At 40.7% G+C, this 25,748-nt stretch carries 26 protein-coding genes; 19 read left to right on the forward strand and 7 right to left on the reverse strand.

Features of this window, described 5'->3' with window-relative positions; all coding sequences use genetic code 11:
- Window positions 1-7 precede the first annotated feature (7 nt).
- Both der and ACM66U_RS01845 read right to left on the reverse strand, forming a co-directional pair.
- Window positions 8-1,486, reverse strand: a complete 1,479-nt coding sequence (gene der, locus ACM66U_RS01840) for a ribosome biogenesis GTPase Der (protein WP_151901103.1) — start codon at window positions 1,484-1,486, stop codon at window positions 8-10.
- A gap of 118 nt (window positions 1,487-1,604) precedes the next feature.
- On the reverse strand, window positions 1,605-2,207 hold the full coding sequence (locus ACM66U_RS01845; RefSeq protein ID WP_418640990.1) for an LPP20 family lipoprotein: 603 nt from the start codon (window positions 2,205-2,207) through the stop codon (window positions 1,605-1,607).
- A 70-nt stretch (window positions 2,208-2,277) separates the two neighbouring features.
- Here ACM66U_RS01845 and ACM66U_RS01850 point away from each other — a divergent pair, with 70 nt between their 5' ends.
- On the forward strand, window positions 2,278-2,730 hold the full coding sequence (locus ACM66U_RS01850; protein WP_418640991.1) for a phosphoribosyltransferase: 453 nt from the start codon (window positions 2,278-2,280) through the stop codon (window positions 2,728-2,730).
- Window positions 2,731-2,846: 116 nt separating this feature from the next.
- Here ACM66U_RS01850 and ACM66U_RS01855 read toward each other — a convergent pair whose 3' ends face one another.
- Both ACM66U_RS01855 and ACM66U_RS01860 read right to left on the reverse strand, forming a co-directional pair.
- Window positions 2,847-3,203, reverse strand: coding sequence for a c-type cytochrome (locus ACM66U_RS01855; protein ID WP_230973267.1), 357 nt, complete (start codon window positions 3,201-3,203; stop codon window positions 2,847-2,849).
- 3 nt (window positions 3,204-3,206) lie between these two features.
- Complete coding sequence (locus tag ACM66U_RS01860; protein ID WP_151901100.1) at window positions 3,207-3,962, reverse strand: TerB family tellurite resistance protein; 756 nt, start codon at window positions 3,960-3,962, stop codon at window positions 3,207-3,209.
- Window positions 3,963-4,005: 43 nt separating this feature from the next.
- Here ACM66U_RS01860 and ACM66U_RS01865 point away from each other — a divergent pair, with 43 nt between their 5' ends.
- From ACM66U_RS01865 to ACM66U_RS01915, 11 genes are all read left to right on the forward strand, one after another.
- On the forward strand, window positions 4,006-4,911 hold the full coding sequence (locus ACM66U_RS01865; RefSeq protein WP_418640992.1) for a DMT family transporter: 906 nt from the start codon (window positions 4,006-4,008) through the stop codon (window positions 4,909-4,911).
- Between the two features lie 53 nt (window positions 4,912-4,964).
- Window positions 4,965-5,759 (forward strand): 3-deoxy-8-phosphooctulonate synthase, encoded by a 795-nt coding sequence (kdsA, locus tag ACM66U_RS01870; protein WP_151901098.1) that lies wholly within the window; start codon window positions 4,965-4,967, stop codon window positions 5,757-5,759.
- 20 nt (window positions 5,760-5,779) lie between these two features.
- The gene (ribE, locus tag ACM66U_RS01875) at window positions 5,780-6,244 is read left to right on the forward strand and encodes a 6,7-dimethyl-8-ribityllumazine synthase (protein WP_418640993.1); all 465 of its coding nucleotides are present in this window, start codon (window positions 5,780-5,782) and stop codon (window positions 6,242-6,244) included.
- Complete coding sequence (nusB, locus tag ACM66U_RS01880; protein ID WP_418640994.1) at window positions 6,244-6,648, forward strand: transcription antitermination factor NusB; 405 nt, start codon at window positions 6,244-6,246, stop codon at window positions 6,646-6,648. The genes ribE and nusB overlap by 1 nt, the downstream gene beginning before the upstream one ends.
- A gap of 6 nt (window positions 6,649-6,654) precedes the next feature.
- Window positions 6,655-9,084 (forward strand): multiheme c-type cytochrome, encoded by a 2,430-nt coding sequence (locus ACM66U_RS01885; protein ID WP_418640995.1) that lies wholly within the window; start codon window positions 6,655-6,657, stop codon window positions 9,082-9,084.
- Window positions 9,084-9,518, forward strand: coding sequence for a DUF302 domain-containing protein (locus ACM66U_RS01890; protein WP_151901094.1), 435 nt, complete (start codon window positions 9,084-9,086; stop codon window positions 9,516-9,518). The genes ACM66U_RS01885 and ACM66U_RS01890 overlap by 1 nt, the downstream gene beginning before the upstream one ends.
- Window positions 9,515-10,564 (forward strand): dehypoxanthine futalosine cyclase, encoded by a 1,050-nt coding sequence (locus tag ACM66U_RS01895; RefSeq protein WP_151901093.1) that lies wholly within the window; start codon window positions 9,515-9,517, stop codon window positions 10,562-10,564. Before ACM66U_RS01890 ends, ACM66U_RS01895 begins: the two co-directional genes overlap by 4 nt.
- Window positions 10,564-11,844, forward strand: coding sequence for a M16 family metallopeptidase (locus ACM66U_RS01900; protein ID WP_418640996.1), 1,281 nt, complete (start codon window positions 10,564-10,566; stop codon window positions 11,842-11,844). Before ACM66U_RS01895 ends, ACM66U_RS01900 begins: the two co-directional genes overlap by 1 nt.
- Before the next feature lie 4 nt (window positions 11,845-11,848).
- Window positions 11,849-14,083: an AAA family ATPase gene (locus ACM66U_RS01905; protein WP_418640997.1), complete on the forward strand. Its 2,235-nt coding sequence runs from the start codon at window positions 11,849-11,851 to the stop codon at window positions 14,081-14,083.
- Window positions 14,084-14,211: 128 nt separating this feature from the next.
- Window positions 14,212-15,135: a glutaminase gene (locus ACM66U_RS01910; RefSeq protein ID WP_418640998.1), complete on the forward strand. Its 924-nt coding sequence runs from the start codon at window positions 14,212-14,214 to the stop codon at window positions 15,133-15,135.
- An 11-nt stretch (window positions 15,136-15,146) separates the two neighbouring features.
- Window positions 15,147-15,899 carry a TIGR01458 family HAD-type hydrolase gene (locus ACM66U_RS01915; RefSeq protein WP_418640999.1) on the forward strand — a complete coding sequence of 251 codons (753 nt, stop codon included), beginning with the start codon at window positions 15,147-15,149 and terminating at the stop codon, window positions 15,897-15,899.
- On the opposite strand, the gene ACM66U_RS01920 is transcribed toward ACM66U_RS01915, so the two are convergent.
- Complete coding sequence (locus tag ACM66U_RS01920; protein WP_151901090.1) at window positions 15,889-16,458, reverse strand: hypothetical protein; 570 nt, start codon at window positions 16,456-16,458, stop codon at window positions 15,889-15,891. The two genes, ACM66U_RS01915 and ACM66U_RS01920, sit on opposite strands and share 11 nt — an antisense overlap.
- Before the next feature lie 248 nt (window positions 16,459-16,706).
- On the opposite strand from ACM66U_RS01920, the gene ACM66U_RS01925 reads away from it, so the two are divergent.
- Together ACM66U_RS01925 and aguB are read left to right on the forward strand one after the other, a co-directional pair.
- Window positions 16,707-16,985 (forward strand): peptidylprolyl isomerase, encoded by a 279-nt coding sequence (locus ACM66U_RS01925; RefSeq protein WP_418641000.1) that lies wholly within the window; start codon window positions 16,707-16,709, stop codon window positions 16,983-16,985.
- A 3-nt stretch (window positions 16,986-16,988) separates the two neighbouring features.
- On the forward strand, window positions 16,989-17,846 hold the full coding sequence (gene aguB, locus ACM66U_RS01930) for an N-carbamoylputrescine amidase (protein WP_418641001.1): 858 nt from the start codon (window positions 16,989-16,991) through the stop codon (window positions 17,844-17,846).
- On the opposite strand, the gene miaA is transcribed toward aguB, so the two are convergent.
- Entirely contained in the window at window positions 17,827-18,723 is an 897-nt protein-coding gene (miaA, locus tag ACM66U_RS01935) for a tRNA (adenosine(37)-N6)-dimethylallyltransferase MiaA (protein ID WP_418641002.1), read from the reverse strand. The genes aguB and miaA overlap by 20 nt on opposite strands.
- Window positions 18,720-19,391 carry a hypothetical protein gene (locus ACM66U_RS01940; protein WP_151901086.1) on the reverse strand — a complete coding sequence of 224 codons (672 nt, stop codon included), beginning with the start codon at window positions 19,389-19,391 and terminating at the stop codon, window positions 18,720-18,722. Before ACM66U_RS01940 ends, miaA begins: the two co-directional genes overlap by 4 nt.
- A gap of 102 nt (window positions 19,392-19,493) precedes the next feature.
- Between ACM66U_RS01940 and ACM66U_RS01945 the strand changes: the two genes are divergently transcribed.
- The 5 genes from ACM66U_RS01945 to ACM66U_RS01965 are packed head-to-tail and all read left to right on the forward strand — an operon-like array spanning window position 19,494 to window position 25,737.
- Window positions 19,494-22,607, forward strand: coding sequence for an FIST N-terminal domain-containing protein (locus tag ACM66U_RS01945; RefSeq protein ID WP_418641003.1), 3,114 nt, complete (start codon window positions 19,494-19,496; stop codon window positions 22,605-22,607).
- A gap of 53 nt (window positions 22,608-22,660) precedes the next feature.
- Window positions 22,661-23,521 carry a menaquinone biosynthesis prenyltransferase MqnP gene (gene mqnP, locus ACM66U_RS01950; RefSeq protein WP_346389293.1) on the forward strand — a complete coding sequence of 287 codons (861 nt, stop codon included), beginning with the start codon at window positions 22,661-22,663 and terminating at the stop codon, window positions 23,519-23,521.
- Window positions 23,518-24,042, forward strand: coding sequence for a hypothetical protein (locus ACM66U_RS01955; protein WP_151901083.1), 525 nt, complete (start codon window positions 23,518-23,520; stop codon window positions 24,040-24,042). The genes mqnP and ACM66U_RS01955 overlap by 4 nt, the downstream gene beginning before the upstream one ends.
- Window positions 24,039-24,563, forward strand: a complete 525-nt coding sequence (locus tag ACM66U_RS01960) for a hypothetical protein (protein ID WP_418641004.1) — start codon at window positions 24,039-24,041, stop codon at window positions 24,561-24,563. The genes ACM66U_RS01955 and ACM66U_RS01960 overlap by 4 nt, the downstream gene beginning before the upstream one ends.
- Window positions 24,564-24,570: 7 nt before the next feature.
- On the forward strand, window positions 24,571-25,737 hold the full coding sequence (locus ACM66U_RS01965) for an FtsW/RodA/SpoVE family cell cycle protein (RefSeq protein ID WP_418641005.1): 1,167 nt from the start codon (window positions 24,571-24,573) through the stop codon (window positions 25,735-25,737).
- The last annotated feature ends 11 nt before the right edge of the window (window positions 25,738-25,748 follow it).

Genomic DNA, 25,748 nt, shown 5'->3' on the forward strand with positions numbered 1-25,748 from the left:
CTCATGTTTATTTGTCTCCTCTCTTTTTTGCTTTAAAAAGAAGCGGGGTTCCACTGAAATTAAAGGCTTCGCGCAGTTTGTTAGTAAGATAGCGTCTGTAGGTAAAATGCAGACCTTTGGGCTTATTCATAACAATGGCAATTTTTGGCGGTCGTGTTTCATACTGTGTTGCATAATAGATTCGAATCACCTGTCCGTGCATACTTGGCAGGGTGTGACGGCGCAGTGCCCGCTCCAAAACTTCATTGAGCCTGGATGTCGGAATTCTTTGTGAATAGTTTTCGTTTATTTCTAAAATCATATCATGAAGTTTGTCTACTCTTTGATGGCTTTTTGCCGAAAGGGTTAAAATAGGGGCATAGGCTAAAAACTTAAATCTGTCACGCACCTCTTTGATGATTTTGTCATGCTCTTCTCTTTTGGCAATATCCCATTTGTTAAGAATGATAATACAGGCAAGCCTGTTTTGATCAACAAGTCCCGCAATTTTTTCATCCAAATCCAAGAACGGCTCACTCGCATCCAAAACAACAAGTGCCATATTTGCATTTTCAAGCATCTCTTTTGTGCGCATTAAAGCATATTTTTCAATACCGACAATTTTTCCACGACGGCGAAGCCCTGCTGTGTCAACAAAGGTAAGCTGTTTGTCTTTATAGACTATGGTCTCATCAATCGGGTCGATTGTTGTACCGGCAACAGAACTCACAACAGAACGTTCTTCGCCCAAAAGAGCATTAAGCAGTGAACTTTTTCCGACATTGGTACGTCCGATAATAGCTATTTTTATATGGTTTATGTCATTTTCATCAAACTCTTTGATACGATCATTCTGAGCAAATATTGAGTCATCTTCTACCTCTTCCTCATCCCAGTAGATGAAACTGTCATCTTCTTCATCCTGGGCATATTGTGAGAAAAATTCTTCATCACTGAGTTCTTCTTTCTCCTCTGTGATGATTTGTACTTCTTCTGTTTCGTCTTCTTTGAGAATATCACTTTGTGGCAGTTTGTCATAGATCCAATCAAGCAGTTCAACAGTATTCCTGTTGTGTGCTACAGAGATACCGAAGATGGCATCTGTGCCAAACTCATAAAACTCCCAGAGCTTCTCTTTCATTTTGTCATTGTCTATTTTGTTGACAACAAGAGCAATCTCTTTACCCATATTTTGGAGTTCATAAAAAAGTTTTTTGTCTTCATCCTCAGGCAAACCTTTGCCGTCGACCATATACAAAATAATATCTGCTTTGTAGGCAGCTTTTAATGACATCTCTTTTATTTTATCAAAAAGCTCGCACCCTTTATCAAGTCCACCCGTATCTAACAGTTCTGCTTCTTTGTCAATAATTACGGCTGTTTTTCGTTTGACATCCCGTGTTGTTCCTGCCAAATCAGATGTTATGGCATCACGTTTTTTTACCAAACGATTAAAAAGTGAGCTTTTTCCAACATTTGGACGGCCTATAATTGCGATTTTTTTCATGAGTGAACCTTGTAAACTTGCGAAGAATTATAAAATATTTTTGAAATTATATCTAAATTATGGTTTAAATGGGGAGAGAAGCAAAAACTGCCTGTTTTACAGGCAGTAGGGAGTGCTGTTATTCAGTCGGAAATTCTTTGTCTAAATTTTCCAGTGCTTGTTTTGACTGAAACTGCTGCCAAAGGGCATTGTCATTTTGAAAACTTGAAGCAACAGTTTTTTTGTAGGCCTTTTTGACCTCTTGGTTAACGCTTGACTCAGGAACAGTTACAAGCATATAAATTGCACCGGATGGAGCCGTCCACATATCTATAGCTTTGGAGCCTTTTAAATCCACTTTCGCTACCTGTTTTGTGACAGCCGTTGTGACTTTGTCCACTGTTTCGGCAGAACCGTTTCCTGTGGCTCTCGTAAAACCTTCCATCTTGTCTTTGATTTTGCTCTCAATCTGTTGTGCCAAATCAGAACGGCCGTTCATGAGGGCAACACGACGCATATGGGCAATACCTGCTGCACTTTTCTCTGCAACACCCACACCTGCATAGTAACCGGGTACTTCCGGTATACAGGTCCATCTGGGAGCGGCTACTCCCTCTTGTTTACATGTAAAGGTGGGTGTGTAGACTTTCTGCTTTTTTGGTTCGGCTTTTTTGCTGCTACAGCCTGTAATCGCTGCTGCGATCAGTGTTGTTGCAATTATATTTTTCATTATTTTATTCATTAACAGTACCTTTTTATTAACATTACATGTAGTATACTACCATAAATCTTTACCATTACTAAGGAAAATATTGAAACAGTACTATTCTTATGAAAATTTCAGAAATGATACATGTAAACTTAGAGACAATGTGAAAACATTTAAACCTGAAACAATAGTTGCTGTTGCAAGAGGCGGGCTTGTCCTGGCGCATTGTCTGGCAGAAGGGCTTGATGTTCGAGATGTGCAGAGTATAAGAACAGAGCTGTATGATGCTACATGTAAACGCGAAGCGCTGTCTCTTTTTGGAATATGCAGTTTGGCAAATGTGAAAAGAGTGCTTGTTGTGGATGATATAGCCGACAGCGGTGATACACTTGCGTATGTCATGCAGCATTTGCAAAAAAACTTTCCTGAAACGGCATTTAAATCTTCGACACTTTTTTATAAAAAAACATCAATATACGAACCGGATTTTTGGATAAATGAAGCAGATGCATGGATAGAATTTTTTTGGGAGAAAGATTTCAGCCCAGCGGGTTAAACGGTTTTATGCTTTTAAATCCTGAGAGTCGGCACTAAAGTACCGACTGGTGTGACTTTTTTGCCACTCTCACTTCCTTAAAGGATGGGTTGTGACATATTCCCGGAATCCGTACTTCAGTGCGGACTGTGTTGCCTGGTAAAATCTGTTTCGTAAATATATGCAGCTATATCTTGTAAAACATCTTTTTCAAAGGCAAGATTGGGCATGAGTTCGTATTTGTCAATGGCATCTTGCATGATTGAAGTTGTTTCGCTCGGTTTTTGTACCCACTCTGCCATCTGTCTGACAAAATCTTTTTTATTGGGAAATGCATTCAAATATCTTGTACGCACTTCCATCATTGCCGGGGCCGAGACAGATTTCGTTTCAAAATGACAGGTTGTGCAGTTGCCGTGAAAGAGCAGGGCACTGTTTTGTGATGCCTGCAAAAGAGTGCCAAGGAAGCAAAGCAGTATAAAAAGAGATTTCACACGCTATCCTCTGGCTTTTTTTATCATCTCATAGGCCTGATTTATCTCTTGCGTTTTGGCGGTTGCTTCTTTGATATACTCTTCGCTTTTTCCCTGAGACTTGATGATATCAGGATGATACTGACGCACAAGCTTTCTGTAGGCTTTTTTGATGCTGCTCATATCATCATTTTTGCTGACACCCAAAATTTTGTAGGCATCATCCAGCGTAGCCTGCGGATGGATGTTTTTCATCATCGCTTCAAACTGGTCAAACAGAGCGTGATATTTTTGCGGATCAAATGCAAAAGCCTCGGCAATTGTGGTGAGTACTTCTTCTTCACTTTGGGTTACTTCACCGTCTGCAAAAGCGAGCTGAATGAGAAATCCCATAAACTGCTCTTGTTGGGCTTTATTACGTCTGAGTGCTTCTGCTAAAGCATGGGCAATCTGCTCTGTATTGTCACGGCGTTCTTTTTCTTCGTTGAAGATTTGTTTTAAAATATCTTTTGTTTTTGCAGGTTCCGGAAAGACCTTGGAAATGTCATCAAACATGATGCCTACAAGCTGTGCTTCAAGGGCATCGACATGACCGTCTGCCTTGGCAACTTTGGCAACAAGGGCGACAAAAAGTCCCAGCTCACTGTTTTTGAGTGATTCATACGAAACAGAAAAATTTTTAAATGCTTCTTGCGAATATTCGGCTGTGTATCTGCCGTAACTTTTAAATATATAATAAAAGACTGCCCCTAAAAGCAGAAATAAAAATAAATTACCCATAGTTTTTCCTATATTTTTATGAGATTATACAATGCTGAAGTAAATGGATATAATTGCATTTATGAATAGAATCAAAAATTTAAACAAAGGCGTACAGTATATGCTTATTGCCAGCCTGGCATTTGCTGTTATGGGTGCTTTTGCCAAACTTGCCAGTCAAAACATGAGTTCACTTGAAGTTGTTTTTTTTAGAAATATTGCAGGGGTACTGTTAGTCGGTATCGCAGTATTGAAAAAGCCTATGCAGCACAAGGGAGGAAAGCCTCTGTTGCTCTTTTTTCGGGGTTTCATGGGCTTTGTCGCTCTGCTGGCATTTTTTTACAATATTGCACATATTCCTCTGGGTGATGCAATGACCTACTCAAAAACATCTCCGATTTTTACGGCAATATTTGCCTGGCTTTTTTTTAATGAAAAACTCTCTTACAGGGGATGGATTGCCGTTTTTACAGGCTTTATCGGTATACTTTTTATAACACAGCCGAGCGGAATCGGATTTTCAAAATATGATCTGCTCGGAATTTTCAGCGGGGTGGGTGCAGCACTTGCCTATACCTCTGTACGGGAATTAAAAGCCTACTATGACACCCGTGCCATTGTGCTTTCTTTTATGATTACAGGAACACTCGGTCCGGTCATTTTGTTTGTTGTTTCTCCTTATCTGAACTTTCCTGAACTTGATTTTATGCTTGCAAAATTTGTAATGCCGCATGGTATTGTCTGGTTCTATCTCTTTGCGATGGGAATTTTTGCTACAATTGCACAATTGCTGATGACAAAAGCCTACGGAGAGACAAAAGCGGGAATTGTCGGTGCTGTAAGTTATACAAATATACTTTTTTCGATACTGGTCGGTCTGTTTTTGGGAGATGCTTTTCCGTCACTGGTAACGAGTTTTGGAATCGTACTGATAGTTGTTGCGGGTATTATGGTTGCACGCGATAAGTAGGGATTAAAATCGTTTAGCTATAATAAGCTATATTTTTGAAAGGCAGATATATTATGAAACTTTTGGCGGGCCCCTGTGTTATTGAGAGTGAAGAAAATATTTTTACAATAGCAAAAGCATTGGAAAAATATCATAATGACGAGACAATAGATTTTTATTTTAAAGCGAGTTTTGACAAAGCCAACCGAACATCTTTGGAGAGTTTTCGTGGTTTGGGTATGGGTGAAGGTCTTCGCATACTTCAAAAAGTCAAAGATGATTTTGGCTATAAAATAGTGACGGATGTGCATGAAACGATTCAGGTTGAGCCTGTTGCAAATGTGGTAGATATGTTGCAGATTCCTGCATTTTTATGTCGGCAGACAGATTTGCTCGTCGCTTGTGCAAAAACAGACAAAGAGGTAAATATCAAAAAGGGACAGTTTATTAACCCGCCTGATATGAAATACTCTGTTATGAAAGTGCTTAAAACCCGCGGATGTGATGAAGTGAGTTATGAAAATTCCCAAAAGCACGGGGTCTATCTGACAGAGAGAGGCAGTTCTTTCGGATATGGCAACATTGTTGTGGATATGCGTTCTTTGGTGATTATGAAAGAATTCGCACCGGTGATTTTCGATGCCACACACTCTGTACAGATGCCGGGTGCTTTAGGCGGAAAAACAGGCGGTGACAGCTCTATGGTGCCGCATCTTGCAAAAGCAGCAGCAGCCATCGGCGTGGACGGATTTTTCTTTGAAACACATTTTGATCCAAGTTGTGCTTTGAGTGACGGTCCAAATATGCTAAAATTAGACGAATTGGAAAAACTGATAGAGAAAATCAAAAAAATACAAGCAGTAATATAAATAACTCACAAGGAAGAAGTATGCAGTTAATTGAAGGTAAATTAAAAGTAGTAAACGGCAAAAAAATTGCCATAGTAAGTACACGATGGAACCACTTTATAGTGGACAGACTCGTAGAGGGAGCAAAAGATGCTTTTGACCGTCACGGCGGGAATGAAGAAGATTTGACACATGTATTGATTCCGGGTGCGTTTGAGTTGCCGATGATCGTCGATCAACTCCTTGCAAGTGGAAAATATGATGCAATTTGTGCATTGGGAGCCGTAATACGCGGTTCAACACCGCATTTTGACTATGTTGCGGCTGAAGCGACAAAAGGAATTGCAAGTATGAGTCTAAAATATCAAAAACCGGTTTCATTCGGTCTTTTGACAACTGACACGATTGAACAGGCGATAGAGCGAGCCGGAACAAAAGCCGGAAACAAAGGTTTTGAAGCAATGACGGTTGTGATTGAAATGCTAAATTTGTATGAGGTGCTGTAATGGCTACTCGTCAACAGGCGCGTATGGCTGTAGTCAGTCTTTTGTACGCATACGATCTTGGAAATGGCAATACTTCCGAACACTCTAATGAAATTCTTGAAGAGAAAAAAATCAGAAACAAGCAAAAAGATTTTGCTCTTGGACTCTATGAAGGTGTAATGGAGTATATTGAGGCAATTGACAAAGCTATTGTAGAACATCTCAAAGAGTGGGATTTTGAACGTCTAGGTGCCATTGAACGTGCAACATTGCGACTGGCTACGTATGAAATTCTTTTTAGCGGGCTTGATTCTGCCGTAGTTATCAATGAAGCAGTTGAAATTACAAAATCGTTTGGAACAGAACAGTCTCCAAAGTTTATCAATGGTGTTTTAGATGCAATAGCCAAAGACAAAAAGGCATAAACAGAGATGAGAAAGATACTCTGGTTCGGTGTTTTATTTGCAACATTTTTATCTGCAGCAGTCAATTACAAACAAACAAACAACTGTTTGAAATGTCACGGAGAGATTGAGCATATACGGGCGCCTGAATCCGGCATGGCAAAAGCGATTGCAAAAAAAGCAGCCAAAGCAGGGTATCCGAAAAACAGCTGTATTGTCTGTCACGGAGGCAATCCGGCAACAAAACATAAAAGCAAAGCCCATAAAGGAAGTCTGAAATACTTTTTGTCGCATGAAGGCCCCAAAGAGTTTTATCCGGCACCGGGAAGTACCTGGGTCAACAAAAATACCTGTGGAATGTGTCACAAAGAAGAAGTCGCAGCACAAATGAATTCTCTGATGATGACAGAACAGGGAAAAATCCAGGGAGCACTTTGGAGTTTTGGCGGCAAAGAGGGATATAACCATACAGTAGGCACATATCAAACAAAAAATCCGACAGACATTCATGCCAGACTCGGTACAAAAAAGTATCAGGAGTATATGCAAAAACTCTCAAAAATGGAACCGCAGGCATTTCCTAAAGAGATGACCCAGTTGCCTCCCGCTCCAACAGCACAAGAGATTGAAAAAGACCCTTCTTTGGCTGTGTATACCTATTTGCGTCAAGAGTGTCTGCGTTGCCATACAGGAAGCAAAGGGCGTCAAAAAAGAGGTGATTACCGAGGTATAGGCTGTGCAGCCTGTCATATCCCCTATTCAAACGAAGGCTATTATGAGGGTGGCGACAAAAGTATATCGCATAAAGAACGGGGCCATTTGCTTGTGCATCAGATACAGTCATCACGCGAAACAAAAGTTACGGTGCATAAACAGAGTTATTCGGGCATTCCGACAGAGACATGTTCAACATGCCATAATCGCGGAAAGCGTATCGGGGTTTCATATCAGGGACTGATGGAAACTGCTTACAAGGCAACTTTTGACAGAGACGGAAACCCCCAGCCCAAACTTCATACCAAACGATACATTCATATGCAGGGAGATGTGCATTTCAAAAAAGGAATGCTGTGTCAGGATTGCCACACATCCAATGATATGCACGGAGACGGTTTTTTAAGCGGAGCCAATGCCGGTGCTGTAGAGATAGAGTGTCAGGACTGCCACGGAACAACAAAAAAATATCCCTGGGAACTGCCATTGGGTTACAGTGATGAGTTTAAGACATCTCCACAGACAGGAGAAGCCAGAGGCGTTACAAAGACGATGGCAGAGTATCTAAAACAGGGAAGTGTCAATAAACCGGATGAGGGTTATCTGCTTTCGGCACGGGGAAATCCTTTGATACATGCAACCAAAAAAGGCAATGAAGTTATAATGCATTTGGCAAGCGGAAAAGATGTGGTGCTCAAACCGCTCAAACTGCTTAAAAAAGAGGAAAAACTCTCAAAAGCCGGACTGCTGGCAATGGACAAGATTACAGCACACAATGACAGACTTGAGTGTTACACCTGTCATGCAACATGGGCACCGCAGTGCTACGGTTGTCATGTGAAAATTGACTACAGCGGCGGAAAACAAAACCCTGATTATCTGCAGTCTTCTCATGATCATGATATACACGGACAAACAGGTATTATGCGAAAATCATTGAAAAAATATCTGGTTGACGGACAGGTTACCGAAACAAGAAGTTTTTTACGCTGGGAAGATCCGGCTCTGTCCCAAAACGGAGAAGGACGTATAAGCCCGACTGTTCCGGGATGCCAGACAACGATTACCGTTATCGGGAAAGACGGTAAGGCGCTTTTGCAAAATCACATTTTTAAAATACCAAATGTCGAAGGTGCAGGAGCTGAAGGTCAAAATGCCATTGATATGGCACCGATTCAGCCTCATACCATTCAAAAAGAACCAAGAAGCTGTGAAAGCTGTCATGCAATGAAAAAAGCACTCGGGTACGGTATAACAGGTTCGCAAACAACATTTGATCCTTCTGTGGATACTATAGTCGATATCATGAGTGCTGATGGAAAAATAATGCCGACGATTGTAGATGAACAAATTCCTGCCATACCGAATCTTCATTTTGACTACTCAAAATTTTTAGATGAAAACGGAACGCAACTGCAGACTGTCGGGCATCACTGGAAACTTTCACAGCCTCTGAGTCAGGCACAGATTGATAAAACAGACAGAGCCGGAGCCTGTGTGGCCTGTCACCAAAGTATACCGGAAGGAAATCTGGCAGTTTCCGCAATGGCACATATTGCAGAGATGGCAAATATAAATATAGACAACAAAGAACATGCCGATATTTTACATAAAGTTTTAAATTTAGCTGCATGGCTTCAGGTAATTCTGGGTGTATTTATTGGTATGCTTGCAATGTACATTTTTTACAGGCTTTTTATTAAAAAGAAGTCTATCAGTTCACGAAACAGAGGATGGAAATAATGAAATATTTTTTACTGTTGGTAACACTTTTAAATGTTACTCTTTTTGCAAATGATATCATTATAAAAGAGAGTACAAAGAGTGTTGATACAACAATACAAAAGATAAAAGACATTGTGACAAAAAAGGGTTTGCGTGTTTTTACTGTAGTTGACCATCAGGCAAATGCAAAACACATCGGGATGCAAATGCGAAGCAGTAAACTGATAATTTTTGGCAATCCTGAAACAGGCACACAACTGATGCAGCAGGATATTGTAACAGGTGTTGATTTGCCTATGAAAATTCTTGTCTACCAAGACAGAGACAAAAAGGTGAAAGTTGCCTACAGAAACGGAAGTTGGCTCAAAGAAGAACACCCGTTGCTCTCAGATAAACTGGTGCAAAAAATAGATAATGCACTTGATAAAATTACAAACAAAGCGATACAATGAGCAGACTGACAAAAGAAGAAGCACTGGATTTAATCCGCAATGCGGATTTAAAAGAGTTAGGAAAGATGGCGACGAACAGAAAAAAAGAGTTGCATCCAAAAGGAATCACGACCTTTGTCATTGACAGAAACATTAACTATACAAACATCTGTTGGGTAGACTGCAAGTTCTGTGCCTTTTACAGACATGAAAAAGATGCGGATGCCTATGTGCTGAGCTTTGACGAGATAGATGCAAAAATAGACGAACTCTTGGAAATCGGCGGGACACAGATACTTTTTCAAGGCGGTGTGCATCCAAAACTCAAAATAGAGTGGTATGAAGATTTGGTGGAACACATTCATCAAAAATACCCGACGATTACGATTCACGGATTCAGCTCCATCGAGTTGGACTTCATCGCCAAAGTTTCGCGTATCAGTATTCAGGAAGTTTTGGCACGTTTAAAAGCAAAAGGACTGGCTTCCATTCCGGGTGCGGGGGCTGAGATACTTTCAGACAAAGTGCGTGACATTATTGCACCCAAAAAGATAGACGCTGAAGTCTGGGTGGATGTTCACAGACAGGCGCATAAACTCGGTATAATGAGTACGGCGACAATGATGTACGGAACAGTTGAGAGTGATGAAGACATCATAGCACATTTGGATATGGTGCGAAATCTGCAGGATGAAACGGGAGGATTCCGTGCTTTCATTATGTGGAGTTTTCAGGGCAAAAACACGGAACTGCTGCGTCTGATTCCTGACATGGAAAAACCCTCTTCTAACAGATACTTGCGTTTGTTGGCTGTTGCCCGTCTGTATCTTGACAATGTGCCAAATATTCAAAGTTCCTGGGTTACGCAGGGTCCCTATATCGGTCAGATGGCACTCAAATTCGGTGCAAATGATTTGGGAAGCACGATGATGGAAGAAAATGTCGTCAGTTCAGCCGGTGCGGCCTACCACATGGCAAAAGAGGAGATGGTACATCTCATCAAAGACCTGGGTGAAATCCCGGCTGTAAGAAATACGGCATATGAGACTTTAGAGATATTTCAATAATGAAACTTTTTTTTATAATATTAGCAATAGGACAGATAATCATGGCAGCACAAATAGACTATATAGAAGTAAAGGGAATCAAAGTCCCGCTTATTTTTGAACAGGACAAAAGACTTCCCCTTGTAAACACACAGATTGTGTTTACAAACAGCGGAACGATAACAGATACAAAAATACCGGGATTGGCAAAATTTTCTTCAAAACTTCTCAATGAGGGAACAAAAAAACTGGGTTCAAACGGCTTTTCTGAGGAGCTTGAGTCTCGGGCGATTCACATATCTGCAAATACAGGCAGTGAGACCTTTGTAATTGAAATGAGTTCGCTTAAAGATGAGTTTGAAAATGCCACAAAGTTTTTAAATACTTTACTGAAAGATCCAAACTACAGTGAAGCAGCGCTTTCCAAAGTCAAGACAATGACGCTTGGTTCACTTAGCCGCAAAGAGAATGACTACGATTATGTTGCATCAAACGAACTCAAAAAGCTTCTTTTCCCAGACACACCGCTGGCACAGCCTGCATCGGGCACGGTAGAGAGCGTAAAAAGCATAAAACTAGAGGATGTAAAAGAGTTTGTGAAGCAGCATTTGGTTGTGGCTAGAGCTATCATTGTCATCGGAGGTGATCTTGATATAAAAGAAGTCAAAGAGAATATGGCCAAAATTTTAAATACACTGCCAAAAGGCAAAAGCGAACCTCTGCCGCATTTTCAAGCGAGTGACAAGCCAAAAGAGAGTATTTTAAAAAGAGAAACAGAACAGGCATACATCTATTTCGGCTCACCGTATAATATGGCTGTAAATGATGAAGAGTATTACAAAGCCAGAGTGGCAACCTTTATACTCGGAACAGGCGGTTTTGGCAGTCGTCTGATGGAAGAGATTCGTGTCAAACGCGGACTTGCCTACTCCGCCTATGCTCGGGTACATGTAAACAAATCTGTTTCGTATATGGACGGATATCTGCAGACAAAACTTGACTCAATGGATGAGGCGAAAAAAACAGTCATAAATGTGATTTCGGAATTTGTTCACAAAGGTGTAAGCAAAGAAGAGCTTGAACAGACAAAGAAATTTCTTCTCGGCAGTGAACCGTTACGGGTAGAAACCATGAGCCAAAGACTGCAACGCACCTTTATGGACTACTACAAAGGTTTTCCTCTGAATCATTCAGAAACAGAACTCAAAAAAATTAAAAAATTAAAGCTCAAAGATTTGAATGATTTTATCAAAAAGCATACAGAGATCCTAGAGCAGAGCTTTGCGATAGTAACGAAGTAGTTTCGTGACACTCATAGGGCAAATCGACAGAATTCTTTTTGAATCCGAGGGCTTTTTCATTGCTGTTTTAAAAAGCGGTGAAAAAATCAGCGGGACCTATTTTGAAAGTGATGTTGAGAGTATTAAAGGGTCTGCTATTACGCTTGAGGGAGAGTGGGTTGAGCATAAAAAGTATGGCAAGACTTTTAAATTTGAGACACTCAAAGTCAACCAGAATGAACTCTTTTTCTTTTTAAATAAAATCATTAAAGGCTTTACAAAAAAACTCTCTGCGGATCTGATAGAACATTTCGGCGCGGAAGAACTTGTAGAAATTTTGGACAATGACATAGAAAAACTGCTGGAGTTCAAAGGCATTAAAGAAAAACGGCTCAAAAAAATCCAGGCTTCCTGGAAACAGTTTCGTTCCATGCGTCGGCTGGGGGAGTTTTTAAGCCCTTATGATGTAACACCGGCACTGTTGACAACGATTGCCACCGCGATGAAAGATGTGGACGAGCCGTGCACAAAAATCAAAGAAAATCCCTACATTCTGACAAATATCAACTCCATAGGTTTCAAACGTGCAGATGAACTGGCACTGAAAATGGGCGTGACTCCTGAGAATGAACAGCGTATCAGTTCGGCGATGGATTATGTGCTCTTAAACTACTGTGAGGCACAGGGAAACAGCTGCATAGCAAAAGAGGTGCTTTTTGGCGGATTGGATGAACTGCTTGGCTTTGTCAACAAAGAAAATCTGTATGAGGCGGCTTTGGTGGAGCGGGTGGCTGAACAAAGCATAGTGATTATGAAAAACGATCGGGTTTCTCCTGCACGTCTGTATGATGCAGAGAAGTTTTTGTATGATGATTTTACAACGCGAGCAAAACTTGACAGCGGCGGATTTGTCAAAGACCTTGATGCTTTTTTGTCTGAGAGTTCTCTCAAGCTCGGCGAACAGCAAAAAACTGCCGTGGAGATGATAAATAAGGGCGCTTCTTTACTTTTTTTGGTCGGCTATGCCGGAACAGGAAAGAGTACGACAAGCAAAACAATTTTAGAACTGCTCAACACCCGATATGATAAAAAAGAGATAATTACCTGTGCTTTGAGTGGCATTGCTTCCCAGCGTATCAGCGACACAACGGGTTTTGAGTCTGCAACAATTCAGTCACTGCTAGTCAAACATGAGGGAAGTGACAAATTTCCCTATTCGGTTGTATTGATTGATGAAGCCTCTATGATAAACTCTTCATTGTTTGCACGGGTGATGCACAAAATTTCTAAAAAGGCCATTGTCATTATTGTCGGAGATGATGCGCAGTTGCCTCCTATCGGAGCGGGAAATGTTTTGAGTGATGTGCTGACACTCGCACTTGCGCCTACTGTGAAACTGACACAGATTTACAGACAGAGTGAAGAACAGGCGATTACCCTCATCGCCAACCAAATTCGTCAGGCAGAGATTCCCGAGTATCGGCAAAAATATGAAGATTTCGAGTTTGTCGATGTCAGTATTCAAAACTACTACGCCTTGAAAAACCAACTCTCACAGGAGGAGCTGAAAAACCTCAGAGAGGACAACTCACAACAGATTATTGCGGAGATTATTCACCGGGTTGTCGAGTCTATTGAAAAAGCCAGATACCGGCTGAGCAACAAACAGATTAAAGAGTATCTGAACTATTTTCAGGTTATTACGCCTATGAAAGGCGGAATATTAGGCTCGAATAATCTCAACAAAGTTTTGCAGGAGTATTTTAATCCCAATCCGAAAAAGTGTGTCAAGCGGGGTGAACTTGAATTTCGTTTGATGGACAAGGTCGTGCATACGAAAAACGAAAATATGGTTTCCTGGAGCGGCGAGGGCTTTAAAGAGGGGGAGGAAGCAAATGAGCGGAGAATTTTTAACGGCATGAGCGGACTCCTTTTTAAGATTGATGAAGAAGAGGAGCAGGTTTTTGTTTTTTACCCCAATGAAGATGTAGTGGTTCGTTATGAGTATGAAGAGCTGAAATCACATTTGATGCTCTCTTATGCCCTTACCATTCACAAAGTACAGGGCATGGAGTATGATATAGTGGTGATTCCTATGAGTTTTACGCACTATATTATGCACAATACCAAGCTGATATATACCGCCATTACGCGTGCCAAGCACAAATGTATTGTCATAGGCGAGGGCGGAGCCTTTGAAAATGCCTGCAGACGGGTTGATGTAACCAGGAGAGACACGGTACTTTTGGAATTAAAATAATCTTAATTGTGTTAAAATATCTTAGAGTGACTTTTTCGGAACCCGTACTTTTAACGCTAAAGCGTAACTTAGAAAAAAACTAAATTTTTTTCTGCAGTGCGGGCTCTGTGGCTTAAAAGGATAAACCGATGGACTACCAACAAATTCTGCAAGATATTGAAATTGAAATACAGCCGCTTTTTGGAAAAGGAAAAGTGGCCGACTATATTCCTGCACTTGCAGAGGCTGATGCAAAGCAGTTTGCGATGAGCATTACCTTTTTTGACGGAAGTTCTTACCATGTGGGTGCTTCAGAGACACTTTTTTCCATACAGAGTATCTCCAAAGTTTTTACCTTTACGATGGCTTTAAAATATTTCGGTGCAGAGCTTTACAGGCGCGTAGGACGTGAACCTTCGGGAAACCCTTTTAATTCTCTTGTGCAACTCGAATATGAAAACGGCATTCCGCGTAACCCTTTTATAAATGCCGGAGCCATCGTGATTACAGACACGCTTATCACGCATTATAAAAAAGATACGCTCGCCTTTGATGCCATAGTGGATTTTATACGCTCTATTGCCGATGATACAAGTATAAGTATGGATTCAGTCGTAGCAAGTTCAGAAATGCAGCATGCCTACAGGAATCTGGCACTGACAAACCTGATGAAAAGTTTTGGCAATATCGACAATGAAGCGATAACACTGGTGCAGACCTATTTTAATCACTGTGCCCTGGAGATGAATACAAAAATGCTTTCACGCTCTATGCTCTACCTTGCCAACCACGGTATAGACCCCATAAACAAAAAAACCCATGTAACCAAAGCGCAGGCAAAGCGGATAAATGCCGTGATGCTGACCTGTGGACATTATGATGCCTCGGGAGATTTCGCTTTTAAGGTGGGTGTTCCGGGAAAAAGCGGTGTAGGTGGGGGAATTGTAGCCGTCATTCCTCAAAAAATGGGAATCTGTGTCTGGTCACCTGCACTGAATGAACAGGGAAACTCACTCATAGGTACAAAAGCGCTGGAACTTTTTACGACAAAAACAGGGCTTTCGATTTTTTAAAGAAGGAGAGAATGATGTTTGATGAATCTGTTAAAGCAATATTATGTGACATCGGCGGTGTGTTGTATGTAGGCGAGGAGCCTATAAAAGGCGCGGTTGCGGCAATAAGAGAGATAAAAAAGCACTACCCCATACGTTTTTTGACAAATACCACCCAAAAAACCTCTGCACAGGTTGTCAAAAAACTGCAAAAAATGGGCTTTGACATTGAGAGTGAGGAAATTATTACGGCGCTTGACGTGACAAAAATGTTTTTAGCAAAAGAGAAAAGTTCTGCGGAGTTTTTACTGACGGATGATGCGCTCTCTTTTTTTAACGAGCTGAAATATTATGACAAAAAGTATGTCGTTGTCGGAGATGCCCAAGAAAATTTCAATTACAAAAATCTCAACCGTGCATTCAGAAAGCTGATGGAGGGGGCTTCGCTGCTTGCCATTGCAAAAAACAGGTACTTTAAAGATGCGGACAACGAACTGAGTATGGATGCCGGCTGTTTTGTGAGTGCCTTGGAGTATGCCAGCGGACAGAGTGCTTCGCTTATAGGCAAACCAAGCAAAGAGTTTTACCATTTGGCCTGTGCGAGTTTACATGTAAAGCCAGAGAAGTGCGTCATGATAGGCGATGATATAGAGAGTGATATAAAAGGAGCACAAGACGCCGGTATAAAAGCGGCTCTTGTCAAAACAGGCAAGTTTTCAAAAAAAGATTTGTCTTTGGGTATCAAGCCTGATTATCTTTTTGATTCAGTTGCTTCTATTTTGTAGCGTTGTCTACACTGTCCATAACTTTGTTGATAACAGGGGCGATGTAAGACATAGCAGACTTATCTTCAACCGCTTTTTTCAACTGCTCGGTTGTAGAGATTGTTTTGATGTCGGTAATTTTTTTGTTTAAGAGTGTCACGACAACTATTTTTGTTGTATCAATCCCTTTTCTGTACGGGGCGGCAACTTTTTTGTCATCCAAAAGCAGAACAACATGTTTGAAATCTTTGAGTCCAGGAAGAATAAAAAGGCTTCTGATAATGGAAGGTGCCGCACTCACATCGGCTACAAACTGCACATGATGCTCTTGCAGGTAGTTCGGTTTTTGTGTGTTAAAAAAGTCGTTACATGTATGTGCAGGCTCTTTGTCAAAAGCAAAAATCACTTTGTATGTGTCTGCATTGAGTGTATGCGGCTTTTCAAACTGGTCTTTGAGTTTTAGATCTGCCAGACTTTTTGAGACAACGAGTTTTGGTTCTACATTTTTGTTCTCATCACTTTTTGAGCTGCAGCCCAGCAGCAAAAAAGTCGCCAAAAGTCCAATAATTATATTTTTCATATATCTTCTCCGTATTTTTTCAGTATTATAGGTAAAAGTAGTTAATACAAAAGTCCTAAAGTGTAACTATAAGTAAAAATAGAGTAAAATTTTATAAACAAAATGTGGAATAAAGTCGTACCAGTACGACGGGCTTCCTGCCGAAGGAAACCTAGTGTTAACGTAGAGAATGAAATTACTTTCATACTCGTGATAAAATCAATAGACGGTTTCCTTCATTTTGTAAAACAAAATTAAGGAATTAAAAGATGGCATGGGCAACAGCAAGACATATACTTGTAGAGAGTGAAGAAAAGTGTAATGAATTGAAAAACGAAATACAAAACGGAGCGGATTTTGCGGAGGTGGCAAAAGCAAATTCCACATGCCCTTCTTCGGCAAACGGCGGAGATTTGGGGAAATTCGGACCGGGACAGATGGTGCCTGAATTTGACAAGGCTGTATTTAGCGGGGATGTCGGTGTCGTGTACGGACCGATTCAAACACAGTTTGGCTACCATCTTTTAGAAGTAACAGGCAGAGGATAGGTTATGAATAAACCGGTAAAAGCAGCTGCAATTCAGATGAGTATGAGCGAAGACAAAAACGCCAATGTTTTAAAAGCTGGGCAGTTTGTCCGTGAAGCTGCTGCAAACGGAGCAAATATCATACTTTTACCGGAACTTTTTGAAGGGCTCTATTTTTGCAAAGATATGGACGAAAAATACTTTGCATGGGCACAGCCTTTGAAAAATAACGCACTGATACAACATTTTGCGGCTTTGGCAAAAGAGTTGCATGTAGTTGTCTTAGTGAGTTATTTTGAAAAAGCGGATGAAGGGTACTTTAATTCACTTGTCGTTGTCAATGCGGACGGAGCGGTGCTGGACAACTATCGTAAAACGCACATTCCTGACGGTCCGGGGTATGAAGAGAAATTTTACTTCAAACCGGGAAATACGGGCTTTAAAGTCTATGAGACAGCCTATGGAAAAATCGGCGTGGGCATCTGCTGGGACCAATGGTTTTGCGAAACGGCACGGGCATTGACTTTGATGGGTGCGGAGATTATTTTTTATCCGACGGCTATCGGCAGTGAACCGGAGATTCATTTGGATTCAAAAGAGCACTGGCAAAGAGTCCAGATGGGGCATGCCGCGACAAATACGGTACCGGTGGTTGTTGCAAACCGTACAGGAGAAGAAAAAGGGCAGAGCTGCAGGCTTACTTTTTACGGTTCTTCTTTTATTACAGACTATACAGGGGCAAAAATTGCAGAGGCTTCCCGTTGGAGAGAAGAGGTTGTTTACGCTGAATTTGACCTGGCTGAGAATGCCAAACAAAGAGAATACTGGGGACTGCTAAGAGACAGACGTCCTGAGATGTATGCTAAAATCTGCTCAAAATAAGTTCTTCCAAATCTTCAAGCTTTGCATTTGTGACATTCCTAAACTGCGTGCGGTTAAAAGTCTGTTGTCTTTTTGCAAGCTGTGCGGTGTGTGTAGAGATAAGAGAGAGCATTTCATCTTGTTTTATTTTGCCGTCTAAAAAATCAAGCACTTCCATTATGCCGATGGCGCCCATGGCATGGGGTGTTCTTGTATATTTTTGTTCCAAAAAACAAACCTCGTCAATCAGTCCTTGTTCATACATTTTCTGTGTTCTTTTTTGGATGCGTTGGCGCAAAAGATCTCTTTGGACGTCAATATTGTAAATATCTATGTCCTCGATAATGGGCTTTGGCGGATTTTGTCGGAACCATTCACTCGCAGAGATACCCGATGCTTCATAAATCAGGAGCGCTTTTTCTATACGGTATCTGTCACTGGAGGCGATTTTTTGCATATATTCTGGATCTGTTTGTACCAAAAATGCATAACAGGCATCCAGATTTTGCAGTTTCTTCGTTACATGTAAACTGTGTTCCTGTGTAATATCGGGAAGTGTCGAGAGCCCTTCAAGCAAAGATTTGAGGTAAAAAGAGGTGCCGCCGACGATGACGAGATTTTTGTTTTCTTCTTTACATGTAAGGCGTACTTTTTTATACAAATCTATAAAAATATCAACACTGAAATGTTCATTGACAAAAAGTTCATTGATACCGTAATGTTTGATTTGTGTGAGTTCTTCAGAAGAAGGCTTTGCCGAGACGATGTCAATTTCTTTATAGATGCTCAGTGAATCTATGGAGAGAATACAGGCATTTGTCTGTTGTGCAACGCTGATGGCCAAGTCACTTTTTCCCGAGGCCGTTGGTCCTATAATGGCAATCTGTTTGAAACTCATTTGTCTTGATCGATTATTTGCGCGTCTTGCGTTGTTTCATCACTGAGCAGTTTAGGTTCATCTGCAGGTGAAATATTGCCGCTGAGTGCTTTTATAAGCTCACTCTCCTGTTCTTTTCCCAGCTTGCCGCTGGCGACAGTGTCGATAATTTTTTCGGCTATACGCATTTTTGTCATGTTTTCCTGCTGATGAAAATATTTGTCCAGGTTGTCCTGGTAGGCTCTGAGTTTATCATCGTGTCTGCGCTTGAAATAGAGGTAGATAAAATAAGTAGCAATAAGCAGTACAAAAAAGAGTATCAACAGGAGGTAGCGTTTTAATTCCATAGCATCCTGACGCTCCAAATCACGCAGTTTTGCCTCAAAAGCCTCTTTCTCTTTTGCCTGGGCCAAAAGCATTTTTTCTTTCTGTGCTGCTGCTTCAAGTTTTATTTTTTCCAGCAGTTGTGCTTTTTCCATTTTCGCCAGAGTAGTCTGTGCATTTATCTTTGCCAGCTCCTGCTCTTTTTGTGCATCAATTTGTTTGAGTTGTATCTCTTTTGTGTCGGCAACTTTTTCTTCAAAAGCTTTTTTTTGTGCAAGCTGTTTTGCTGCAAGCTCTTCTTTGGATTCAGTGAAATTGCAGGCACTGAAAAAGAGGAGCAGAAAAAGAAAAATAGTAAATTTCATAATTGAATAAACCTTATTGTTTTGTTGATTTGAAGAGTAATTATACCAAACTTAATAACTTTGTAAAGCCTTATGGTGTAAACTCAAACAAAAAGATTTATTATGAAACAGTACAATCATATATATACAGATTTGGATGCTTTTCACAGCTTTTTGCAAGAGGCAGCCATTGATGTAAATCAAAAAAATATTTTAATTCAACTGTTCAGCTCTTTGGAATCAAAAGAAGCACTGCAAAAAACCGCTGCAGAGATATATGCGACTTTTACAGATGCCCTGCTCATCGGTGCTTCTGCGGCAGGAGAAATTGCAAACGGAGAGATGCTCGACAGCAGTACGGTTGTCAGCATAACACTTTTTGAAAAAACAACGCTGCATGCATATTATGAAAGAGGAGAGGACTCTTATAGACTCGGGCACACTTTGTCAAAAAAGATTTTTGGCAAAGATACAAAATGTGTCATTACCTTTTTGGACGGTCTGCAGCATAACGGAGAGGAGTATCTTGAAGGGCTTGCCTCCTGTAATTTCAATCATGCGGTCATTGCCGGAGGGATGGCTGCAGATATGCTTCATTTTCAGCAGACCTACACAGTTTTTGAAGACAAAGTGTTTGACGGCGGTGCTGTATGTGTTACCCTGCAAGGGGAGGCACTGGAAGTGTTTCAGGATTATAACCTGGGTTGGAGAGCTGTCGGCCCGACTTTTATGATTACAAAATCCGAAGGTGCAAGAGTCTATGAAATCGATCACCGTCCTATCAAAGATGTGTATGCCGAAGTGCTTGGTGATTTCGCCGTGGACAATATGCCGGCTTCAACGATAGAATTTCCGCTCATCTGCCAGGAAAAAGATATGCCTGTCGCAAGATCCATGCTCAGTGTGTTTGATGACGGAAGTTTATTGTACGGCGGTAATTTGACGGAGGGAGAAGAGGTGCGTTTTGGCATAGGCAGCAGAACTCTTGTGAACCAGTATACTCTCAAAGAAGGCATAACGGATACAGACTCTTTGCAGGCCTGCTTTATATACTCCTGTATTGCAAGAAAACAGTTTTTGGACAAAGAGCTGGAGAAAATATTTCGATTGCTTGAAAATATTGCACCCACCAGCGGTTTTTTTACCTTTGGAGAGTTTTTCTTAAATGAAAAAAAAGCAAGACTGCTCAATATCACGACAACAATTTTATTTTTGCGTGAAAAAGGGACCCAAACACGCAAGCATACGCTCAATGAAAAAAGAAAACTGAAAAACAGTTCCAAAACAGACAGTGCCCTTTTTAATCTGATTGACTATGTGACAACCGAGTTGAAGGAAAAAGAGAAGCACTTTAAAGCGTCAAAGTTTAAACTTGACGAGTTTTTAAAAGCACTTGACAGTGTTGTTATTATTTCAAGAACGGACACTCTGGGAAACATTACCTATGTGAATGAACGTTTTGAAGAGGTGAGCGGGTATAAAAAAGAAGAACTTATCGGTCAGTCGCACAGTATTGTCCGTGATCCGGATGTGCCTGACGAGGTCTTTGCCGAGATGTGGAGAGAAATAAAAAAAGGAAATATCTGGCAGGGAGAGTTTGCCAACAGAGCAAAAGACGGCAGCAGTTACTATGTCAAAAGCTCTATTATTCCCATTCATGATGAAAATAATGAGATTATAGAATATATGGCAATTCGTGAAGATGTAACCTCTTTGGTGGAGAGCAGAAAAAAGGCTGAAGCAGCCGAAACAGCACAGGCAATGTTTTTGGCAAATATGAGTCATGAAATCAGAACTCCGATGAACGGAATTTTGGGTTTTACGGAGTTGCTGAGTAAAACACGGCTGGATGCGACACAGGAAAAATATCTCAATGTTATCAGCTCTTCGACAAAAACGCTGCTCAATATTGTCAATGATATTTTAGACTCTTCAAAAATAACCAACAATAAAATCTCACTTGAAAAGGTGCCGTTGAATCCTTTTGTGGAATTTGCAACAACCTATGAACTGCTCAAATCCGTAGCAGACGAAAAAGGCCTGCACTATACACTTGAAATTGACAATGCTATCTCTGCATGTTTGTACAGTGATGCTACCCGCCTGCGACAGGTCATGATAAATCTACTCTCAAATGCCATTAAATTTACTCCCGAATGCGGTACTGTGAAGTTGAGTATATCTTTGGTCAGGGAAACTGCGACACAGCAAAGACTCCATTTTAGTATCAAAGACAGTGGCATTGGCATTGCACAGGACAAACTCGAAGAGATATTCAAGCCTTTTGCCCAGGCGGAGACATCGATAACGAGAAGATTCGGAGGAACAGGACTCGGTTTGAGCATCAGTGCTGATCTGCTTCATGTATTTGGCAGTGAACTGCGGGTAGAGTCTGTTGAAGACAAAGGCAGTGAATTTTTCTTTTATCTGGATTTTGATCTGTGTGATGCGGATGAAGAAACGCTCCAGGAAGACAATATATATGGAGAGTGTCAGCAAGAGGGGGTATGTGACAAGCTCTCTTTACATGTACTTGTTGCAGAAGATTATGAAATAAACAGAATGCTGATAGAGTCAATTTTCAGGAAGTATACAAATATAACCCTCGAATTTGCACATAACGGGAAAGAGGCCGTGGATAAAGTGGCACAAAACGAGTATGATCTGGTTTTTATGGATATAAATATGCCGGTGATGAATGGTCTTGAAGCGACAAAACTTATACGCAAAGAACTGCAGTCTGATGTTGCCATTGTGGCACTGACGGCAAATGCCATCAAAGGAGACCGGGAAAAATTTCTTGCCTGCGGTATGAATGAGTATCTGAGCAAGCCGATAGACAGTGAGGAACTGGAAACGATTTTGTCAAAATACTCAAGACAACACAGAGATGTCATACAGATAGATATAGAAAAAATCTTACTGCAGGTAAATAAAAAAGTAGGTGTCAGCAAAGAGGTCGGATTAAAACTTTTGAGGTTGTTTTTAGAGAGTCTGCATGAGCTTGTGCCTCTTCTTGAAGATGCCTTTGTTCGAGAAGACAACAAAAAAATATATGAGACGGCACACAAAATAAAAGGTGCGGCAGGGGCACTTTTTCTTGAGGAACTCTACACCCTCATGCAAGAGACAGAAAAGAGTGCCTTGGAAGAAAATGCTTTGCAACACAAAAACAAAACAGAAGTGCTTTATGAATATATTGAAGCATTTGAAACAGGAGTTGCACAATATCATTAAAATTTAAATCACATTTAGATAGAATATAAAAAAGAGTGAAGATGAGGTTTGATTTGCAGCGGATACTACAAAAAGCAAAAGATTTTAATGAACTTGTGATGTTTGAACATTCCGTCTTTTCCCTGCCATTCATTTTTATAGCGATGATAGTGGCAGCGGATGGTTGGTTCGGTTTATGGCTTTTGGTTCTTGGTGTTTTGGCGGCACTCAGTGCGAGAAATTTTGCAATGGGTGTAAACCGTTATGCCGATCGTGATATTGATGCAAAAAACCCAAGAACAAGCAGCCGTCCGAATGTAGACGGCAGACTTGACAGGGGAAGCATACTTATATTTGTCATTGTAAATGCGCTTATTTTTATTGCCGTAGCCTATATGATAAATTCTCTTGCCTTTGCTTTGAGTTTTCCTATTTTATTTGTTCTGGCTGCATACTCTTATTTTAAGCGTTTTTCGTCTTTGGCACATGTGGTTTTGGGTATAGCGCTCGGACTGGCCCCGATTGCCGGAGTGGTTGCGGTCAATGCGGCTATACCTTTATGGTCTGTATTGCTTTCTTTGGGTGTCATTTTTTGGGTGGCTGGATTTGACCTGCTCTATTCTTTACAGGATATAGATTTTGACAAAGATAATGATCTTTACTCTATTCCGTCGCGTTACGGAGCAGATGCAACACTCTTCATTTCTGCTCTTTTTCATGCCTTGGCCGTTTTGTTCTGGCTGCTTTTTGTATGGGCGGCAGATCTTGGCATGTTTGCGTACGCAGCGGCTTTGGGCAGTGGTTTTGTACTTTATTATGAGCAAATGCTTGTACGAAAAGATTTTACAAAAATAGACCGTGCTTTTTTTACCGTCAACGGCTATCTGGGCATTGCCTTTTTAATTTTAATTATTATTGACAGGACACTCTCATGAATAAACCCCGTTTAGTTCCCGCACCGATTGCTATAGTTTTTTCAGAAGCCGATTTAAACAAAGACGCATATGAAAGAGAGTATCAGCAACTCAGTGAAAGTGATGATGATCCGATTTCACAGTGGCTTAAGCTTGCAAAAGCCCGAGGTGAAACAGCAGAGAGCGATCCTGTTTTGCTGAACCTTATGGTGGAACTTCACCGAAAAATAGACGCTTTGGAGATGTTTTTAAAAAATGAAACACCAAAAAGGCTCTCTTTGACAAATGAAGCGCATATTCGTGCTATCGGATTTGAACATTTTGAACTCGAAGAACCTATGTTGCAAGAAGGCAAAGAGTATTATGGACGCATTAGTATGCCGGTACATCCCAAACGTGATATCGGTGTGTTTTTTAAGGCACTTTCTCCAAATTTGGCACAGATTGTCAGAATGCATGAGCGTGATGAAAAAGAGTGGGCTGCTTACCTGACTGCACGTGAACGTATATTAATCCGTGAATCCAAAGAGAAAAAACAGTGAATTTGGATCAATTCAGTTTCAATATAGAATATCTTATTGTCATACTCGGTGCGATTATTCTCTATCTGCTCTATTATGTCTATACAAAAGATGCCGAGTATTCAAAAAACATTCGCTCAGTTGCTTCTGTGGTTGAAGATTTAAACAGAGAGTTTTATTATCTGAAAAAAAAACTTGACCAGACACAAAGCAGTATAAAAGACAATTCACAAAGAATGAGTGATGAGGAGATTTATCAGGAAATAGAACGCAGTGTATATGATATGGTGCATCCGCTCTCTTTGGCGATAAAGCAGCTGCAAAACAATATCAATATCATTGAACATGAAATACAAAACAAAATACTGCAGCTTGAAAGCGGTGTCAAGCAGATCTCTATTCCTGCATCTATTCACGGGAATGATGATGAAAAAATTATATCTTTGTTTAAACAGGGTGTTTCAATTGAGACAATTTCCAAAGAACTGCACCTTTCCAAACCCGAAGTGGAATTTGTATTAAAAATAAATAAGATAAAGTAGAGCAAGCGTGAACGCAGACAAAAAGCTTTTTACCCTCGTGTCACTTTTGATCGGCATAAGCATACTCCTTTCGTATACACTGACGCCGTATACTACACTCTTGTTTGGCGTGAATGAATTTCATTTTGCGATAAGACAGACTGTTTTTGGGCTCATGAGTCTGATCATAATTTTTATGCTTTCACAGCTTGATCCGGACAGATGGCTCAAACCCATAGGTTTCACTCTCTTTTTTGGTTCTCTGATTTTAATGATAGCCATGCCTTTTTTGCCTGAAAGTATTGTTTCTGAAGTCGGCGGGGCAAAACGATGGATTAAAATAGCCGGCTTTTCGCTTGCTCCTGTTGAGTTTTTTAAAGTGGGCTTTATCTATTTTCTGGCCTGGAGCTTCTCTCGAAAACTCGGGCATCATGACGGTATGGGACTGAGTGGCGAGTTTAAAAGATTTATGCCCTATGCTGTTATTTTCTTAGGGGCAATGTTTATTATAGCCTTTTTGCAAAAAGATTTGGGTCAGGTTGTTGTTCTCGGAGCTACTTTGCTTTTTATGCTGATTTTTGCAGGGAGCAGTTTTCGGTTTTTCTTTTCTATCCTGGGTGTGATTTTTGGAGCAGTTATCCTCTTTATTGTAACGGCACAGCACAGAATACTCAGGATAAAATCATGGTGGGCTTTGGCACAAAACTCTGTGCTTGATCTTTTGCCTGATGCGATTGCCGATAAACTTCGGGTACCTGTTGAAGTTGAACCATATCAGATAGGGCACTCTCTCAATGCTATACACAATGGCGGTCTTTTTGGTACAGGACTTGCAAACGGAACATTTAAACTCGGTTTTTTAAGCGAGGTACATACGGACTTTGTTTTGGCAGGACTTGCGGAAGAGTTTGGATTTTTTGGTGTTTTATGTGTTGTTTTCATCTTTTTGTGGATGATTCAGCGTATATTTAAAATAGCCAACAGAACCAAAGATACAAGTATATATCTCTTTAGTATCGGCATCGGACTGATCCTCTCCTTTTCTTTCTTGGTAAATGCCTATGGAATAAGCGGTATAACGCCTATTAAAGGGATTTCTGTTCCTTTTCTCTCTTATGGCGGTTCGGCAATGCTTGGTGCTGCTTTTGGTGTTGGTATGGTGTTGATGGCATCGAAAAAAGCAAAAATGAATTAAGGAAAAGCGGG

Source organism: Sulfurimonas sp. ST-27 (genome assembly GCF_048081595.1).
GTDB classification, from domain to species: domain Bacteria; phylum Campylobacterota; class Campylobacteria; order Campylobacterales; family Sulfurimonadaceae; genus Sulfurimonas; species Sulfurimonas hydrogeniphila.

Excerpts from the sequence above, each read along its gene's own strand:
- der (WP_151901103.1), bottom strand. The coding sequence starts at position 1,486 with ATGAAAAAAATCGCAATTATAGGCCGTCCAAATGTTGGAAAAAGCTCA.
- ACM66U_RS01845 (WP_418640990.1), bottom strand. The coding sequence starts at position 2,207 with ATGAATAAAATAATGAAAAATATAATTGCAACAACACTGATCGCAGCA.
- ACM66U_RS01860 (WP_151901100.1), bottom strand. The coding sequence starts at position 3,962 with ATGGGTAATTTATTTTTATTTCTGCTTTTAGGGGCAGTCTTTTATTAT.
- ACM66U_RS01865 (WP_418640992.1), top strand. The coding sequence starts at position 4,006 with ATGGATATAATTGCATTTATGAATAGAATCAAAAATTTAAACAAAGGC.
- kdsA (WP_151901098.1), top strand. The coding sequence starts at position 4,965 with ATGAAACTTTTGGCGGGCCCCTGTGTTATTGAGAGTGAAGAAAATATT.
- ribE (WP_418640993.1), top strand. The coding sequence starts at position 5,780 with ATGCAGTTAATTGAAGGTAAATTAAAAGTAGTAAACGGCAAAAAAATT.
- nusB (WP_418640994.1), top strand. The coding sequence starts at position 6,244 with ATGGCTACTCGTCAACAGGCGCGTATGGCTGTAGTCAGTCTTTTGTAC.
- ACM66U_RS01885 (WP_418640995.1), top strand. The coding sequence starts at position 6,655 with ATGAGAAAGATACTCTGGTTCGGTGTTTTATTTGCAACATTTTTATCT.
- ACM66U_RS01890 (WP_151901094.1), top strand. The coding sequence starts at position 9,084 with ATGAAATATTTTTTACTGTTGGTAACACTTTTAAATGTTACTCTTTTT.
- ACM66U_RS01895 (WP_151901093.1), top strand. The coding sequence starts at position 9,515 with ATGAGCAGACTGACAAAAGAAGAAGCACTGGATTTAATCCGCAATGCG.
- ACM66U_RS01900 (WP_418640996.1), top strand. The coding sequence starts at position 10,564 with ATGAAACTTTTTTTTATAATATTAGCAATAGGACAGATAATCATGGCA.
- ACM66U_RS01910 (WP_418640998.1), top strand. The coding sequence starts at position 14,212 with ATGGACTACCAACAAATTCTGCAAGATATTGAAATTGAAATACAGCCG.
- ACM66U_RS01915 (WP_418640999.1), top strand. The coding sequence starts at position 15,147 with ATGATGTTTGATGAATCTGTTAAAGCAATATTATGTGACATCGGCGGT.
- ACM66U_RS01920 (WP_151901090.1), bottom strand. The coding sequence starts at position 16,458 with ATGAAAAATATAATTATTGGACTTTTGGCGACTTTTTTGCTGCTGGGC.
- ACM66U_RS01925 (WP_418641000.1), top strand. The coding sequence starts at position 16,707 with ATGGCATGGGCAACAGCAAGACATATACTTGTAGAGAGTGAAGAAAAG.
- aguB (WP_418641001.1), top strand. The coding sequence starts at position 16,989 with ATGAATAAACCGGTAAAAGCAGCTGCAATTCAGATGAGTATGAGCGAA.
- miaA (WP_418641002.1), bottom strand. The coding sequence starts at position 18,723 with ATGAGTTTCAAACAGATTGCCATTATAGGACCAACGGCCTCGGGAAAA.
- ACM66U_RS01940 (WP_151901086.1), bottom strand. The coding sequence starts at position 19,391 with ATGAAATTTACTATTTTTCTTTTTCTGCTCCTCTTTTTCAGTGCCTGC.
- ACM66U_RS01945 (WP_418641003.1), top strand. The coding sequence starts at position 19,494 with ATGAAACAGTACAATCATATATATACAGATTTGGATGCTTTTCACAGC.
- ACM66U_RS01955 (WP_151901083.1), top strand. The coding sequence starts at position 23,518 with ATGAATAAACCCCGTTTAGTTCCCGCACCGATTGCTATAGTTTTTTCA.